We start from the raw sequence: 17,296 nt of genomic DNA on the forward strand, positions 1-17,296 counted from the left end.
TGTCACAGTTAACAAAACTTAAAAAAAAATTAAGGAAAATATGTCAGACTTTCACAAGATAGGACATCATATAATATTCATGCTGATCATTCATTTCTTATGGCATTGATTGGTGTCATAAATATACTTAATTCAAAAATGATTATCTTTGCAAAAATTTTATTCTCACTTAAAACGTTTATAGCATGCAACTGTATAACACCTTAAGCGCAGAAGAAAGAGCTAAACTTATTGATGAAGCCGGTAAAGACCGCCTTACTTTGTCTTTCTATGCGTATGCCAAAATTGAAGATCCCAAAAAATTTCGCGACGAATTATTTATAGCCTGGAATGCACTGGATGCTCTTGGCCGTATTTATGTTGCTACTGAAGGAATCAATGCTCAGATGAGTGTTCCTGCAGACCAGTTTGAGACTTTTCGTAATACGCTGGAAGTTTATGACTTTATGAAAGGAATCCGTTTGAATGTAGCGGTAGATCAGGACAATTATTCTTTCTTAAAACTAACCATTAAGGTCAGAAACAAAATTGTTGCTGATGGTCTTAATGATGAAACGTTTGATGTTACCAATAAAGGGATTCACCTAAAAGCTCAGGAGTTCAATAATCTTCTTGAAGATCCGAATACCATTGTAGTGGATTTCAGAAATCACTACGAAAGTGAAGTAGGACATTTCGAAGGAGCGATTACTCCGGACGTGGAAAACTTCAGAGAAAGTTTACCGATTATCAATGAGCAGTTACAGGACTTTAAGGAAGATAAAAACCTATTGATGTATTGCACCGGTGGAATCCGATGTGAAAAAGCAAGTGCTTACTTCAAACATCAGGGTTTTAAAAATGTATACCAGCTGGAAGGAGGAATCATTGAATATACACGCCAGATTAAAGAAGAAGGAATAAAAAGTAAGTTCATTGGTAAAAACTTTGTATTTGACCACCGTTTAGGGGAGAGGATTACAGACGATATTATTGCACAGTGCCACCAGTGCGGTAAGCCTTGTGATAACCACACGAATTGTGCCAATGACGCTTGTCATTTATTATTCATCCAATGTGACGAATGTAAAGCTGCAATGGAAAACTGCTGTTCTGCAGAATGTCTGGATACCATACATCTGCCCTGGGACGAACAGGTGAAACTAAGAAAAGGCTTGCAGGTCGGAAATAAAGTCTTCAGAAAAGGAAAATCAGATGCCTTGAAATTTAAAAAGTCTGGTGATTTACCTGACCAACCTCTGGCAAAAGCTGAAACAAAGAATATCCGCCAGAAGATTGCTGTGAAAAAAGAGCTGATTGGAAAGGCTGAACATTACTACTCAAAATCAAAAATTGCACAGTTCTTAATTGAGAATAAAGAACTGTCTGTAGGAGATAAAATATTGATTTCAGGTCCGACAACTGGAGAGCAGGAAGTTACCATTACTCAAATCTATGCAAATGGTGGTCCTTGTGAAACCGCGAAGCCTGGAGATCAAATCACTTTCGAGCTTCCTTTCAGAGTTCGTTTGTCTGATAAGCTGTATAGAATTTTGGATAACGCATAATCCAAAACCTCTCGGGTAAAAATTATGTCAGTTAAAACAACTTGATAATGATGCTGAAAGCTGAGCTTAGAAAAAAATATACCCAAAAAAGAAAAGCCTTGTCTGATGATGAGGCTTTCTTGTTATCACAGAAGATTTTTGAAAATTTTATTCAGTATTTCAATCCGAAAGAAGGGGAAAAAGTACATATTTTCATCCCTATTTCGGCAAGAAAGGAAATTGATACCCAAATCTTCATTCAGTATTTTTTAGCGCAGAATATCCGGGTTTATGTACCTAAGATTGTTGCTGATCAACTGATTAATATTGAGATCTTTAAAGACACTGTTTTTGAAACTAACAGCTGGGGAATTTCAGAACCGGTTTCCAATGAAGATTCCGTTGAAAATGACTTTCATTATGTCATTACCCCATTGCTGTATTGTGACAGGAAAGGAAATCGCGTAGGATACGGGAAAGGATTTTATGATGTTTTGTTTCAAAGTATATCTCCGGACACCAAAAAAATCGGAGTCAATTATTTTGACCCCGATGAATATGTGGATGATGTCTGGGAGAATGATATTCCCCTTGACTATTTGGTCACTCCTACAGAAGTGCTGTCTTTCTTAAGCGGTTTGGAATAAAAATCCAGAAAATAAAATTTAAATTCTTTTTTAAGTTTTGAAGTTGACAGCAGAATGTATTGTGCATTCTTTTCAAAGCTTCCCAGAGACTTGTTTTTATTGTCAAAATACTCAACATTGAACTTGGCGTAATCCAAAGTATCCTTTTTGTAAAATTCTTTATAAACATTCAGGTTACTTACTTTTGCCGTCTTTACTTTCATGCTGTCCAGCTCTTTCAGCAGTTTTTTGAATGTCAACGAATCCGGTTTGTGGAAATAGCTTTCCATTTGTGAGTAAATGACAGTATCTATTTCCGTATTTCGATTTCCGGTCAGATAAAGAGTTGACAGGTCAAGAAGTTCCTGAACTTTCTGTTTGGTGATGGAGTTAATGGCCTGCATGCTATCCATCTGTACAGCAGGATAGCTTTTTTCATTGTTGCTGTTTCGTAGTTTATCGAGGTCGCTTACCTCTGAAGTTTTATTGTTACAGGCAATAAATAAAGTCAGAAGCACGGTGAAAATTAAAAAATTATTTATTCTTTTCATCTGTGGTAGCAATTTTAAATTTAATGGATACAATCTTACCTTTGATATCCTTTTTCATTTCTATTACATTCAGGTTTTTCAGAGAGGTTGTCGGAGTGGTTACCAGCGTAATGTATTTCTGTTTATCCAGCCTTTCTATTCCATAGGTATCATTGTCATATACCTGATAGATAACCGCATTGCTGCTGATAAGGTTTTCCAGCTGATTTCTTTTTTGCTTTATAAGAGCCACCTGTTCATCAGGATTTCCTCCTTTGATGTCTTTTATGGAGAAATAATAGACCGCCATCTTATAATCGTCCGGTTTCAGCTCTATTTTTTCCTCCTCGGGGGCGTTTTCAAGATTTCTGTTTACTTCAAGCGGCTCATAAAAAGGAGCGCTGATGCGCATTTTCAGATTTTTATCTTTGGTAGAATAGTAAAAACACTCTCCTGGTTTTATTTTATACATTAATGGAGATTCATTTTCTTTGACCACCATTATTTCTAAGGTATTGATTACAGAAACTCCTCTGTCTTTATCGATGAAACAATATTTATATGTTTTTGAAAAAAGTACATCTTTGAATCCTAAAAGACCTGTGATGGCAATAAGAACTGAAGTGACAAGTGCCCAGGCGTTCTTTTTGAAAAAGTTTTTCTTAGGTGCAACGGATGAAATTGTTATTTCATTGGTAGCTGGTGTTTTTTGTTTAATGTATTGATTATCAGTATTTGATTTTTGTAAATCGGAAATTTCGGCAGTGTGTGCGTCGGTTTTTTTAGGCTGAAATTCCTCTTTTGGAAGTTCAAGAGCAGCAGATACTGTTTTTTCCAGTTCTTTGATTTCTTCTTCCTCAAGGTTTTCATTTTCCAGTAATAATTCTCCGGCAAAAAGATGCTGTTTCTTGAAATCATACCATGAGCCGTACCCCGCATAAATACTCAATAAATTGAGCATGTCTATTCTTGGTAATTTAGTGACCGGTGAAGTTTTGAAATAGGTATAAAATGACTTTTCACTGATGTTGCCTTTCGCTTTTTTGCGAAGGTCTTCCTGGAAATATATGATATCAATACCCTTCCACTTGGAAATATCATCCTGTGAAGGGGTGTGTTCTTTTAAGTATTGACCCTGGACATCCTTTTTTAGCTGTTCAAAGTGAAGTAGATCTAAGTCTGTCAATTTTTTTTTAAATAATTAAATTGTTGATTATCAGTTATGTTTTTTTGTAAAACTATTTTACAAAGGTATTACAATTATTTTTCATAGACAAATTTTCTAACTGCTCTACCTTTGTCTTGTTCAAATAACAGAACAGAAGAAAATTTTATAAAACAATATTAACAAAATTAAATTTAATTTATTATGAAAAAGTCATTATTCGTAGCTGCTATCGCTGCAATCTCTCTAGTTGCTTGTAAAAAAACTGAAGCTACTTCTACTGAAGGAGCAACTGATTCTGCTGCTGCTAACGTAGCTGATTCTGCTGCTGTAGTTTCTGATTCTGCTGCTAAAGTTGTTGATTCTGCTGCAACTACTGCTGTAGAAGCTACTAAAGATGCTGCTGCTGCTACAACTGCTGCTGGTGCTGAAGTTGCTAAAGATGCTGCTAAAGGAGCTGGAGAAGCTGCTAAAGGAGCTGCTGATGCTGCTAAAGGTGCTGCTGACGCTGCTAAAGATGCTGCAAAAGACGCTGCTAAGAAATAATTCTAGCATACGCTTAACAATAAAAGAACCGTTTCACCCAGTGAAACGGTTTTTTTATGTTTTGTCATTGTGAGTCTAAGGCGAAGCAATTTATACAATTACACCAACTGTTTATCCTTTTTTCTGTTTCAAAGATTCATAGCAGGTAATCGCTACTGCATTACTCAGATTTAAAGAATCAATACTTCCTGCCATAGGAATCAAAGTGTTTTTTCCTTTCCCAATCCAGAAATCACTTAATCCGGAATGTTCTGTACCGAATAATACGGCAGAACGTTGTCTGAAGTCTCTTTTGTAAAGATCTTCGGCACTTTCATCCATAAGCGTTGTGTAAATATTGAAACTGTTTTTTTGAAGGAATTCAAATGTCTCTTCATTTTCAGCCTGGTATACTTCCATCCCGAAAAGGCAGCCTACACTGGATCTGATCACATTAGGATTATAGAAGTCGGTTTTTCCGTCAGCGACAATTAACGCATCAATTCCAAAAGCTTCACAGCTTCTTAAAATGGCTCCAAGATTTCCTGGTTTTTCGACCCCTTCCACAATAATCACCGTAGAATTTTCTTTAGGGTTAAATGAAGAAAGTGGAATGTCTTTTGTCTGGTAGATCCCGATAATACCTTCTGAACTTCCTCTGTAAGCAATTTTTTCATATACTTTCTCGCTTACATAATGGATTTTTCCACCGGGAAGGCTCCCTTTAAAGATATTTTCGCAGATAAAAAACTCCAGAGGCTCAAAATTATACTGCATTGCCCTTTCATTTTCCTGCTGGCCCTCTACTACAAAAACTTTTGATTTTTTACGAAACCTGTTGTCAGTAAGGAGCTTAGTGACATTTTTTATTTTATCGTTTTGAAAACTTTCTATCAACATTCCGCAAAATTATGCAAAATTTATGATTGAATTTCTCTGGTTTTGATAAAAAGGCTTTTCCAGGTGACCTTAAACGGGATTTTATTTTTTCTTTTAAACCAGATGATAACTACAATCAGGACTACAATTGATATCAGTTTATACAGATTTCCATAGAGATTTCCTGAAACATTTTCCGATACATTAAAGATTTCCCAGTACAGATTCATAAAGAAATGAAGAAATATGGCGGTCCATAAGTTGAATTCCGACTCAAAATAGGCCCATGCGAAGAATATTGATCCTAAGAACGTAATGGTAAATATCTCAATAAGCTCTTTTATATTTTGACTTTGGTATAAATGCACCTGCGCAAATAGCAGTGAACCGAATAAGGCAGATGATAAAAAACCAAGTCGGGTAAAACGATATAATGCTCCAATAAGAAAAGCTCTAAAAATGATCTCTTCAAAAAATGCTGATGAAAAGGTATTGATAAACAAGGTTTCCAAATTTATTTTACTGACTGCTTTAAAATGAATCATATATCCGATAAGCATAGGAAGCGTTCCGATAACCGCAAAAGAAAATCCTTTGATAACAGGCCTGTTTAATGAAAGCAGATCTGAAATATTTCTTTTGGGTAACAAAATTTTTAATGTAGCCATCAGTGGAATTAAAGTTACTGAATAAGCTATTATATGGGCAATGGCTTTGCTATGAAACCAATTTTTTGAAAACGTCTGAATGTTTTTAAAAAAGAAAAAATCGAAGAAATAATAGATTGTAAAACCTAGAATAAAGATGAAAAAGAAGCGGATGTTTTTACTCATGTCTGTTAAATTTTGAGCAAAAATGTGGCTTTAAATCTATGCTTTCATTTTAATGTGATGAATAACAAAGAAGAGTGACGAATGACAAAAATTATGGATTCTGCTGTTGTAATTGAGGAATAATTGAAGAAATAAAACTTCTGGAAACCGGAATTTCAAAGTCAATTTCCGGAAGAATTAATTTGTAACCCTGAGCATTTCCTTTGAGATTTTTTACTCTTCTAAGATTGACAATATAGGAACGGTGGCATTTTTTGACAGAATCAGTTTCGATTTGTTGTAAAGCATTAGAAAAGCTTATTCTGATCAATGTTTTTTTTAAGCTGTTATTCTCCAAAAAGTAAAACGTACAGTAGTTTTCCATGGACTGTGCGCAAAGAAAATCTTTTTCATTGATCCTAAGCTCTGTATTCTGGGCTGATATTTTTAACAGATTCTGTTGTTGTTCAGGAGCTGGAACGGGAAGATGTTGAGAAATAGTGTGTGCTTTCTTTTCGTGAATATTCTTTAAATAGATGTACCGGGATAAAATATAGATGATTGAAATTGGTATTCCAACGGCAAGGGAATATAGGAACATATAAAAATAATTGCCCAGGTCAAGTTCTACGTGGCTTAAGAATAATGAATTGTAAAAGTAGGATAGAACTGAACCGAAAAATAAGATGAAAATTATTTTTAAAAGCTCTGCACCAATATTCCAGTGGGTAAAACGGAAAGTTATAAGATTGGCCATTAAAAATACTGTTCCAAAGATTACGCAATAGGGAAAAAGTAGTAAGAATTTGTAACGGTGTTGAAAGTTTTCCGTGCCAAAAGGCTGAAAAATAATCAGAAACAAATACACAGAAACTCCTGCTCCCAGCGAAGAAACTAAAATTTCTTTGAAAGATTCGGATTTGGGGTAAGGATATGATGCAAAAGAAAACATACAAACCGGGATTTAGCTTTCTGATGGTTCAATAAGATTACTATTGTCAATGAGACTTTGCGGCAGATCTTTTTTATTTTTAATTCCTAATGATTTCAGTTTTTGGGTCTGGACCACAAGGTTGTCATTTCCGGTGTAGAGCTGTTTGTAAGCATCATTATAAACATTTTTAGCCTGATCCAGATTTCGCCCTACTTTTTCCAGATTTTCTACAAAGCCTACGAATTTGTCATAAAGCCTGGCGCCGCGTTCGGCAATTTCTATGGAGTTTCGGTTTTGATATTCACGTTTCCACAGATCGGCAATCAGCTTCAGGGAAGTGATCAGATTGCTTGGATTAAGAAGCAGGATTCTTCTTTCATAAGCATAATTCCAAAGATTCTGATCTGCCTGCATTGCTGCGATATAAGCCGGCTCACTAGGAATGAACATCATCACGAAATCCAGTGATTTTCCATAATCATCATATGCTTTCTGACTTAGCTGGTTAATATGGTTCTTGATAGATCCAAGGTGCTGGTTCAGTTTGATAGCATATATATCAGCGTCAGTTTCATCTACCAATTCTGTGAAAGCCGTAAGAGAAACTTTAGAGTCAATAATCACGTTTCTTTCATCAGGATATTTGACCACGGCATCAGGACGCATTTTCTTCCCGGAGAATTCTGAGAATAAAGCTTTATTGTCTTCATCACGTAATTCATGTTCCAGGAAATATTCTCTTCCTTTTACCAGTCCGGATTTTTCCAGAATACTTTCCAGAATCATCTCCCCCCAGTTTCCCTGGGTTTTACTTTCTCCTTTCAGAGCCCGGGTAAGTTTTTTAGCATCTTCAGAAATCTGCTGGTTCAGTTCTGCCAGCTCTTTCACTTTTTCTGCAAGAGAGAAACGTTCTTTATTTTCCTTTTCATAGGCTTCATTGACTTTGTTTTTTAAGTCAGCAATTTTCTCCTGAAAAGGCCCAAGGATATTTTTTAAGTTATTTTGATTTAAAGTAGTAAACTTTTCAGTTTTCTCTTCTAAAATTTTATTGGCAAGGTTCTCAAACTGGAGTTTAGAATCTTCCTGGATCTTGATAATTTCTTCTTTCTGAGTGTCGAGAGACTGTTGCAGACCTTCATTTTTGGCAGAAAGTTCAGAGTTTTTAGCAAAAAGGGTCTGCTTTTCCAGGATATGGTTTTCTATCTGAGAAGTCTGTCTCTGATTGATTTGTTTTAATTCCTGAAACTGAATATTTAAAGCAGAATATTCGGCGGAGACTTTAGAAAATTCATTTTTCAGATCATCCAGTAAATCCTGCTGCAAGATATTGGTCTCTTTCTCTTTGCTAATATTCTGAAGAAGTTCCTGAATTTTCAGGTTTGAATTTTCAAGATCAGACTGGGTTTTAATCGATAAGCTATTCAGCGTATCATAAGAACTTCTTGAAACCATAGATGATTTCAACACAAAATACAATATTACTGCGCCTAGTATACCACCGGCAATTAACCCAATAATTAAATATATCATCTCCATCTTCCAAAATTATGAAAAAAGGCTGGAAGCTGGAAGAAGGATGTTGGAAGTTACTTCTGTGCAGGTAAGAACTGACTGTTTTTTTAAGTAATGTCAATGTTTTTTTAAAGGTGTATAAAATGAAGAACAATTGTTTTATATAAGATTCCATTATCTCCCTCTTCCATCCTCCGGCCTCCTTTCTTAATTAGAATACCTATATTTATAGGAAATTTCAGAAACTTATGAATATTTTGTTGGTAGAAGATGATCAAAGAATCAGCAATTTTCTGATAAAAGGCCTTTCAGAGGCCGGTTACAATATGACCCTTGCAGATTCAGGAGAAAAGGCACGCGAACTTCTTCACAGCTATGATTTTGATATTATATTAATGGATATCATGCTTCCAGGTTTGGATGGGATGCAGCTTACACAAGTGATAAGGTTTAAAGGAAATTATACTCCAATTCTCGTATTAAGTGCTTTGAACAGCCCGGATGATAAAATCAAAATGCTGGACATGGGCGCTGATGATTATCTGTCAAAACCATTTCATTTTGAAGAATTGATTTCAAGAATCAAAGCGCTAACCAGGAGAAATAAACTGAGCTACCAGAAAGAAGATCAGTGTTTATCATGTGGAAATATTACTATTGATACAGATCTTCATAAAGTGACACAGAATGATAAGGAAATAGAATTCTCGCCTACAGAATACAAGCTTTTTACTTTCCTGATGGAGAATAAAAATAAGGTGCTGAGCAGAACCCAGATTTTACATAAAGTATGGGGAATTGATTTTGATAATACGACGAATGTAGTGGATGTCTATATTTCCTATGTGCGTAATAAAATTGATGAAACAGAGCAGAAAATTATTCATACCGTAAAAGGAACAGGATACTTGATTAAAGACTGAAAATGACTCTCAGAAACAGGTTTACCCTTATTTCAAGCCTTTCATTTGGCATTGTCTCTATCATCACATCTGCGGTGATATTCTTTGCCTATTATGACAGTACCAAGATTTTTTATTTTGAAAAACTGAGAAATACGGCCCTTATTTCTGCTATTTATTATCTGGAAAAAGATGAGCTTCCTAAAGATCGGCATGCCCAGATCAAAAAAGAATACAATCATCTGATTCAGAACAACAGGGTTGCGGTTTACAATCAGAATAACGAGGTAACTTTTGGACATAATCTGAATGATAAGAATATAAAACTTTCTCATTTGAAGGCTGTAAGAAATAATAAAGGTCTGCAGTTTATGTCTGATAACCAATTCTATTATGGTATTTTTTATCCGGACAATCAGGGTGACTTTGTCGTTTTTGTAAAGTCCCCGAATGATTCTTTTCAGTCGCAGATCCTGAGACTGGCAATCATTATGCTTTCTGTGCTGATAGTGGGACTCTTAGTGATCTATTTCCTGAGCAGATATCTTTCGAAGGTCGTTTATAAGCCTATTTCGAATGTAGTGGAACGCATTAATAAAGTGGATTATAATAATATTTCTACCGCAATTACTTCTACCAATACCAATGATGAAGTCGAAGAGCTTATTAAATCTTATAATAAACTGCTGGGAAGAATTTCTGAAAATGTACTCTTACAGCAGAACTTTATCAATTATGTTTCTCATGAATTTAAAACTCCCTTAGCAGCTATCTCTGGAAATCTTGAAGTTTTCGCCCAAAAGGACCGGACTCCTGAAGAATACAGAGAGGTGGCAAAAGAGTCATTGGAAAATGTATATGAGATTGAAAATATTCTTAACAATCTTTTGCTGATGTCCGGAATGACAAAACTTGAATCTTCTCATCAACCAATGAGAGTGGATGAGCTGATCTGGAAAATCTATGAAAAACTGGAACCCAAAGCAAAAGAAAACAATTCATCCATTAAAATAGAGCTTAAGGTAACAAAACCCGCTTTGCTGGAATTTCCGGGAAATGAGACCCTGTTGTATCTGGCATTGTATAATATTGTAGAAAATGCCATCAAATATTCTTTTGATAAACCTGTCGTGATTACATTATCAGAAAAAGACAGCCAGCTGCATATCCGGGTAAAAGATGAAGGAAGAGGAATTCCTTCTGAAGATCTTGACAAAATATCTGAAACTTTTTACAGAGGGAAAAATGTAGATACGGTGAAAGGAAGTGGAATTGGCCTTTCTCTTTCAAAAAGCATCTTTGATCACCATAATATTCAGATGGAAATTGATTCTATTGTCAATGTTGGAACAAGCGTTCTTCTTAAATTTCCTGTTCATTTTTGATTGTGCTATTCGTGAAAATGTTCATGTTTTTCATGTTTTAAAAAAGTTCTAATCAAACTCTAATGTTGAACTAACCGAATTTTAATTTTGTTTAAAATTCCGTCTAATCTTAGACAAATAGCTTTGTGGTCTTAAAATAAGAGACCTTGAAGAAGCTATTTTTTACCCTATTTTATATTCATTGTTTCAGTTTCTTTTTAGCGCAGATTTCAGATACCATGAAGATCAGCAGAAAAGAGGCTGAAACGCTTTTTTTGACTAAAAACCTGGATCTGATTGCACAAAAGCTTGACATTTCACAAGCTGAAGCAAGAGCTGTTCAGGCTAAATACTGGCCCAATCCCAAATTAAGTATCAGCGAAGTCAATCTTTGGAGGACCTATGATATTGAAGAACAACCCGCATTGATTGGAAACTGGGGGAAAAACAGCCAGATTTCTGCTGAGATAGAACAGGTGATTCAGACTGCGGGTAAAAGACGGAAAAATATTGAACTGCAGAAAATAGAAGTGGAAGGAGAGAAGTATGAGCTGCAGGAAGTCTTACGGGAGCTTAAGAAAACACTGAGAAATACCATTACCGAAATTCTTTACAACCAGGAACAGCAGAAGATCTATCAGGGACAGATTGCTTCCATTGAAAAATTAACGAAATCATACAATAACCAACTAAGCCTTGGAAACATCAGTAAAGCTGAATATGTCCGTCTGAAAGCACAGGAAATTGAATTCAAAAAGAAACTGATTTCATTAAAACAGGAAATTGAGGACCAGCAGGTTGAGCTTAAAGCCTTATTGATGCTGCCGTCACAGTCTTATCTGATTATTTCTGATCCATTCATCATGCCTGAAAAACAACTTTCAGAGCTGGAAGTGACCCAATGGATGGAAAAAGCTAAAGAAAACCGTCCTGATATTCTGATCGCAAAGAATAATGAAAAGCACGCTGCCAAAAACCTGGAAATTCAAAATGCCATGAAAACTCCGGATGTTGCCCTTTCTATAGGATACGACCGGGGAGGAAATATCATGAAAGACTTTATAGGATTAGGAATTTCTATGGATCTGCCCATTTTCGACCGAAATAAAGGAAATATCCAGGAAGCCAAACTGGAGATTGAGAAAAGCAAATTGGAGACCCGTAAAAATATGCTGAAATCAGAGAATGAAATTATCTCTGTTTTCAGGAACTATATCCGGACGCAGAAAGTTTCAGAAGAGATCGATGAAAATTACGAGTCTACACTGGACGGTTTGCTGGTAAGCCATGAGAAAAACTTCAGACTAAGAAATATCAGCATGCTGGAGTATATGGATTTTCTGGATACTTACATAGGAAACAAAATGATCATACTGGATACTAAAAAAGAACTTAATCAATACTACGAAAACCTGCAGTATGCTGTAGGACAAGACTTATAAGATATGAACAAGAATACTACTCAATACATTGCTGCCATCTACCTGTCTGCCTTAGTAATCTTTACAGGTTGTACCGGAGAAAAAGAAAATAAAGAAGCTGAAAAAGGCTATTGCATCAGCAAAGAGCTTAAGAAAGATATTAAACTGGCTAAAGCAGAAATGCTTCCCATAGAAGAAAGTATTACGCTTACCGGAGAAGTGGAAAGTAATTCGGACAAAACAGTTCCTTTTGTAAGTCTCGTGGACGGAGTGGTGATTGATACTTATTTCTCCCTTGGAGATTATGTGAAAAAGGGGCAGACACTGGCGAGCGTAAAGAGTACCGCTGTAAACGAAATGCAGGATGATACCCAGACTCTTCAGGCTCAGCTGGCGGTTGCGAAAAGAAAGCTGTCTTCTGTAGAAGCGATGTATAAAGATGATATTGCCTCTCAGAAAGATTTACAGGAAGCACGTTCTGAAGTCGCCATATTGCAATCTAATATTTCCAAAACGCAGAAAAATATGCAGCTGTACTCAGCAGGAGGAAATACCATTCAGATAAAAGCTCCGGCAGACGGATATGTTATTTCAAAGAATATTTCCAAAGGAATGCCTGTTACCGCTGGGGGAGAGCAGCTGTTTACCATTTCCAATCTGGACAAAGTCTGGGTAATGGCGAATGTATACGCTACCAATATGAGGCATGTTTATGTAGATCAGCCTGTAGTGGTAAAAACACTGGCTTATCCGGATGACAGTTTCTCTGGTAAAATCAACAATATTTCCCAGGTCTTTAATGAGAATGAAAGAGTGCTTAAAGCCAAAATCATTATGGATAATAACGGAATGAAGCTGAGACCCGGAATGTCTGCAGATGTTGTACTGCCAATTAATTCACAGAATAAAAGCGCATTGGCTATTCCTGCAAAGGCTTTGATCTTCGATAACAATCAAAGCTATGTAGTCGTGTATAAAAAAGACTGTGAGCTTGAAATCAGATCTGTCACTGAAATTGCTTCCAACAGCCGGTATATTTATATAGAAGGAAATTTAAAGCCAGGTGAAAATATCATCGCTTCCAATGGGCTGCTGATCTATGAAAACCTGAAAAACCAATTAAATAACTCCACGAAGTAATGCGAAAATTTGTACAGAATATAGTTTCCTTCTCTTTAAAAAACTCACTGATCGTTCTTTTGGGAACTTTTCTTTTGCTGGCCGGAGGAATCTATTCCTATATGCATACACCTATTGAAGCATTTCCTGATGTTACCAATACCAGGGTGAGGGTTATTACCCAATGGCCGGGAAGAAGCGCTGAAGAAATAGAAAAATTTGTCACCTTACCTATATCAAAGGAAATGAACGCTATTCCGAATAAAACATCGGTACGCTCTATTTCCCTGTTCGGGTTATCTGTGGTAACGGTTATTTTTGATGATCATGTCAATGATTTTTATGCACAGCAGTACGCTTCCAATAAACTCGGAAACGTAAATCTTCCTGCCGGAGCAGAATACAGCATTGAACCGCCTTCCGGGGCAACCGGTGAAATTTACCGGTATATCATCAAGAGTAAACTTCCTATTAAAGAAGTGACTGCCATTCAGGATTGGGTGGTTGAAAGAGAATTGCTTGCCGTTCCCGGGGTAGCTGATGTAGTAAGTTTTGGTGGAGAAGAGAAAACCTATGAAATAAAAATTAATCCTACGGAGTTACACAATTATGACCTTTCCCCCCTGGATGTGTATGAAGCGGTTTCGAAAAGTAATATCAATGTAGGAGGAGATGTAGTGGCAAAAGGAGATCAGGCCTATGTAGTGCGGGGGATTGGTCTTTTGGAGAGAAAAGAGGATATTGAGAATATTCAGATAGAGGTTAAGGGTTCTACCCCTATTTTGGTGAAACATGTTGCAGAGGTAAAAGTTTCTGCAAAACCGAGATTAGGACAGGTAGGGTATAACAAAGAAAATGATGTTGTAGAAGGAATCGTGATTATGCTTCGTGGTGAAAACCCAAGTGAAGTGATCGCAAAACTGAAAGACAGAATTGAACAGCTGAACGGGGGAGAGCTTCCCGGTGATGTTCAGATTGTTCCCATCATCGACCGTACAGAACTTGTAAACACTACGGTTCATACTGTTTCCAAAAATCTTGTTGAAGGAGTTATTCTCGTTTCTGTCATTGTATTTATTTTCCTTTATAACTGGAGAACGACTTTCATTGTAGCTTCAGTGATTCCTCTGGCTTTCCTGTTTGCTATTATTATGCTTAAAATTCAGGGGTTGCCAGCCAACCTGATTTCCATGGGAGCATTAGATTTCGGATTGCTTCTGGAAGGAACACTGGTGATTGTGGAACATGTCTTTGTTGCCCTCGAGCTCAAAGCGAAAAAGATAGGACTGCGGAGATTCAATAAAATTTCGAAGCTGGGAATCATCAAGAAAAGTGCAGGAAGTGTGGCAGGCTATATTTTCTTCGCTCTGTTGATTCTTATTGTTGCCCTGATGCCGATTTTCTCTTTCCAGAAAGTAGAAGGTAAGATGTTCTCTCCTCTGGCATTTACTCTGGGATATGCACTGTTAGGATCCTTGATCCTGAGTTTGACTTACGTTCCGGCAATGTGTAAACTTTTACTGACTAAAAATATTGAAGAGAAAGAAAATTTTATTTCAAGATTTTTCAGAGTCAATATCTATAGAATCTATGAATTCAGCGACCGTCACAAAAAAGGTTTCATCATTGGTTTTGTTGCTTTGCTTGCCATTTGCGGCTGGAGATTTTCAAATTACGGGTCTGAGTTTTTACCCAAACTGAACGAAGGAGCCATTTATGTAAGGGCAACCCTTCCCAACAGTGTCAATCTGGACGAGTCAGTACGGTTAACTAAAGAGATGAAAGAGATTTTAATGAAATATGATGAAGTAAAATTTGTTATGACGCAGACCGGCCGTCCCAACGACGGAACAGATCCCACCGGTTTCTTTAATATTGAATTTAATATCCAGCTGAAACCTGAAAATGAATGGAAGAAAAAAATATCCAAGGAAGAACTTCTTGAAGAAATGAGAGTTTCACTTGAAAAGTATCCGGGAATCAACTTTGGATTCAGTCAGCCGATACAGGATAATGTAGAAGAATATGTGGCAGGGGTAAAAGCTCCGCTGGTCATTAAAATTTTTGGAAATGATCTTTTCGAACTTGAAAATTATGCCAATAAAGTGGCCGGTTCCATCAGAACAGTTTCCGGAATATCAGATGTAAATGTTTTCAAAAATATCGGACTTCCGGAATTGAGAATACAGCTTCATGATTCCAAAATGGCAAAATACGGGGTTTCTACTGCGGATGCTCAGGCTGTTATTGAAATGACAATTGGCGGGCAGGCTGCTACCAAATTCTACGAAGAGGAAAGAATGTTTGATGTAATGCTGAGATTTGAAAAACAATATCGGGATACACCTGAAAAGATGGGAAATATCCTTATCCCGACTCAGGATAACAAAAAGGTTCCACTGAAGGAAATCGCCACCATTGATTATCATACCGGACCGTCATTTATTTACCGGGAAGGAAACAGCAGATATATCGGAGTAGGATTTAATATTGAAGGGCGTGATCTCGGAAGTACCATCAAAGAAGCAAAAGAAAAAGTAGAGAAAGAAGTGAAGCTTCCGAAAAATCATAAGATGACGTGGGCCGGTGAATTTGAGAGCAAGGAAAGAGCAGCAAAACAGCTGGCTATGGTTGTACCGATTTCTTTAGTTCTTATTCTGATGCTGCTGTATTTCAACTTCGGAAATATAAAAGACACATTGATTTCGTCCATTACACTGGCATTTGCATTTATCGGAGGATTTTTATCCCTTTGGTTTACGGGAACTATCTTCGGAATTTCAGCAGGAATCGGTTTTATCATTCTTTTCGGAGTGGCAACTATTGACGGAATTGTTCTGATTGGGGTGATGAAAGAGAACCTGCAAAACAGAATGTCTCTTAAAGAATCCATTGCAGAAGGAGTAAAGAGCAGAATTCGTCCTGTGGTGATGATCGCCCTGATGGGATCTATGGGACTTCTTCCTGCCGCTATGTCAAACGGGATGGGTTCCGAAATTCAGAAGCCTTTAGCCATTATGATTGTAGGAGGATTGATTGTCTGTATGCTGCTGTCATTCACAATATTGCCTATTATTTTCCATTATGCCTACCGTAAAAAGGCATAAGGAAGTACTATAGTTTCTTTTATTTTGTTCATTATGAGGTCGGGATCCGTGAGGAAGATCCCGGCCTTTTTTTGTTATGAATTCTTTGTAAATTCCAATATTTCAATATTCTTCACTATATCATTGCTCTCACATTTTTTAAGCTCTTTTAGAAGAGTAGGAGTGAGGATTTTTGGATTCAGAATTTGAGTGGCAACTCTGGCGGCTGCATAATCAACAATACCGGTTACTGATTCTCTTAAGAAATTCGGAGTATTGGAGGCAATCACAGCGGTAGCCCAGGAAGTATCTCTTGCTTTGGAAATAGCAAAATCAAGTACGGCATTATCTTTCCCATTCGAAAGTTTATCAATAAGATCTACAGGATAGCAGATTTTATTCAGTGAATCCTGTACGTTCTGATTAATGGAAGCAATGACGCTGTTAATATTTTCAAAATCTCTTTTCAATGGGTTTATCTTTCGGTAAGGCATAATAGATGCAGCGGAAATACCCAGATCCAGATTGATATGTGCATTCATTCCCAAAAAAATATGCTGTAAGATCAGAAGATCTTTATTCTTTGTGGCTTCGAAGGCGATGTACCATGAATTGGTACATTTCTCTCCCTTGCTGTAACTGTCCCATGCCTGAAGATACCTCTGTGCAAAAGCAATATCAAGCGAAGTCATCCTCGGATTGTCTTCAAATTTTTTCTGCTGAATTCCTTTCAGAACCTGTGCTGTCATAATTCGGTAAGTGCATGCAAAATATCCTGCAGTACTTTTATTTTCCTTGCACCAGATAATAATCTTATCCAGTTTTTTCAGAACTTCCTCAATGGTTTTCATGATGGTTTTTTGTTGATTTAAAGATACTAAAAAAGTGAGCGGGT

General features: G+C 36.7%; 15 protein-coding genes. 8 read left to right on the forward strand and 7 right to left on the reverse strand.

Annotated elements, in window-relative coordinates; all coding sequences use genetic code 11:
• The first annotated feature begins 185 nt into the window (after nucleotides 1-185).
• Together trhO and AC3FI7_RS18385 are read left to right on the forward strand one after the other, a co-directional pair.
• Nucleotides 186-1,547, forward strand: a complete 1,362-nt coding sequence (trhO, locus tag AC3FI7_RS18380) for an oxygen-dependent tRNA uridine(34) hydroxylase TrhO (protein ID WP_491460652.1) — start codon at nucleotides 186-188, stop codon at nucleotides 1,545-1,547.
• 47 nt (nucleotides 1,548-1,594) lie between these two features.
• Nucleotides 1,595-2,173, forward strand: a complete 579-nt coding sequence (locus AC3FI7_RS18385) for a 5-formyltetrahydrofolate cyclo-ligase (protein WP_491460653.1) — start codon at nucleotides 1,595-1,597, stop codon at nucleotides 2,171-2,173.
• Here the strand turns inward: AC3FI7_RS18385 and AC3FI7_RS18390 are convergent.
• A complete protein-coding gene (locus AC3FI7_RS18390; protein ID WP_142725309.1) occupies nucleotides 2,122-2,703 on the reverse strand; it encodes a hypothetical protein in 582 nt (193 codons plus the stop codon). The genes AC3FI7_RS18385 and AC3FI7_RS18390 overlap by 52 nt on opposite strands.
• A complete protein-coding gene (locus tag AC3FI7_RS18395) occupies nucleotides 2,687-3,868 on the reverse strand; it encodes a hypothetical protein (RefSeq protein ID WP_491460654.1) in 1,182 nt (393 codons plus the stop codon). The genes AC3FI7_RS18390 and AC3FI7_RS18395 overlap by 17 nt, the downstream gene beginning before the upstream one ends.
• Nucleotides 3,869-4,051: 183 nt before the next feature.
• On the opposite strand from AC3FI7_RS18395, the gene AC3FI7_RS18400 reads away from it, so the two are divergent.
• On the forward strand, nucleotides 4,052-4,393 hold the full coding sequence (locus AC3FI7_RS18400) for a hypothetical protein (protein WP_142725311.1): 342 nt from the start codon (nucleotides 4,052-4,054) through the stop codon (nucleotides 4,391-4,393).
• A gap of 111 nt (nucleotides 4,394-4,504) precedes the next feature.
• Here the strand turns inward: AC3FI7_RS18400 and AC3FI7_RS18405 are convergent, their stop codons facing one another.
• The 4 genes from AC3FI7_RS18405 to AC3FI7_RS18420 all read right to left on the reverse strand — a co-directional run bounded on the left by AC3FI7_RS18405 (nucleotide 4,505) and on the right by AC3FI7_RS18420 (nucleotide 8,533).
• Nucleotides 4,505-5,272 carry a TrmH family RNA methyltransferase gene (locus AC3FI7_RS18405; protein ID WP_491460655.1) on the reverse strand — a complete coding sequence of 256 codons (768 nt, stop codon included), beginning with the start codon at nucleotides 5,270-5,272 and terminating at the stop codon, nucleotides 4,505-4,507.
• Between the two features lie 20 nt (nucleotides 5,273-5,292).
• Nucleotides 5,293-6,084, reverse strand: a complete 792-nt coding sequence (locus AC3FI7_RS18410) for a CPBP family intramembrane glutamic endopeptidase (RefSeq protein ID WP_491460656.1) — start codon at nucleotides 6,082-6,084, stop codon at nucleotides 5,293-5,295.
• Between the two features lie 91 nt (nucleotides 6,085-6,175).
• Nucleotides 6,176-7,015: a LytTR family transcriptional regulator DNA-binding domain-containing protein gene (locus AC3FI7_RS18415; protein ID WP_491460657.1), complete on the reverse strand. Its 840-nt coding sequence runs from the start codon at nucleotides 7,013-7,015 to the stop codon at nucleotides 6,176-6,178.
• Between the two features lie 12 nt (nucleotides 7,016-7,027).
• Entirely contained in the window at nucleotides 7,028-8,533 is a 1,506-nt protein-coding gene (locus tag AC3FI7_RS18420) for a DNA recombination protein RmuC (protein ID WP_491460658.1), read from the reverse strand.
• A gap of 224 nt (nucleotides 8,534-8,757) precedes the next feature.
• Between AC3FI7_RS18420 and AC3FI7_RS18425 the strand changes: the two genes are divergently transcribed.
• From AC3FI7_RS18425 to AC3FI7_RS18445, 5 genes are all read left to right on the forward strand, one after another.
• Nucleotides 8,758-9,432: a response regulator transcription factor gene (locus AC3FI7_RS18425; RefSeq protein WP_142725316.1), complete on the forward strand. Its 675-nt coding sequence runs from the start codon at nucleotides 8,758-8,760 to the stop codon at nucleotides 9,430-9,432.
• A gap of 2 nt (nucleotides 9,433-9,434) precedes the next feature.
• On the forward strand, nucleotides 9,435-10,796 hold the full coding sequence (locus tag AC3FI7_RS18430; protein ID WP_491460659.1) for a sensor histidine kinase: 1,362 nt from the start codon (nucleotides 9,435-9,437) through the stop codon (nucleotides 10,794-10,796).
• Nucleotides 10,797-10,942: 146 nt separating this feature from the next.
• Nucleotides 10,943-12,217, forward strand: a complete 1,275-nt coding sequence (locus tag AC3FI7_RS18435) for a TolC family protein (protein ID WP_491460660.1) — start codon at nucleotides 10,943-10,945, stop codon at nucleotides 12,215-12,217.
• A 3-nt stretch (nucleotides 12,218-12,220) separates the two neighbouring features.
• Nucleotides 12,221-13,336 (forward strand): efflux RND transporter periplasmic adaptor subunit, encoded by a 1,116-nt coding sequence (locus tag AC3FI7_RS18440; protein WP_491460661.1) that lies wholly within the window; start codon nucleotides 12,221-12,223, stop codon nucleotides 13,334-13,336.
• The gene (locus AC3FI7_RS18445; RefSeq protein ID WP_142725320.1) at nucleotides 13,336-16,422 is read left to right on the forward strand and encodes an efflux RND transporter permease subunit; all 3,087 of its coding nucleotides are present in this window, start codon (nucleotides 13,336-13,338) and stop codon (nucleotides 16,420-16,422) included. Before AC3FI7_RS18440 ends, AC3FI7_RS18445 begins: the two co-directional genes overlap by 1 nt.
• Nucleotides 16,423-16,496: 74 nt before the next feature.
• On the opposite strand, the gene AC3FI7_RS18450 is transcribed toward AC3FI7_RS18445, so the two are convergent.
• Nucleotides 16,497-17,252, reverse strand: a complete 756-nt coding sequence (locus AC3FI7_RS18450; RefSeq protein ID WP_491460662.1) for a DUF5995 family protein — start codon at nucleotides 17,250-17,252, stop codon at nucleotides 16,497-16,499.
• Between the last annotated feature and the right edge of the window lie 44 nt (nucleotides 17,253-17,296).

The sequence above is a fragment of the Chryseobacterium sp. TQ-BC-N36 genome (genome assembly GCF_058382295.1).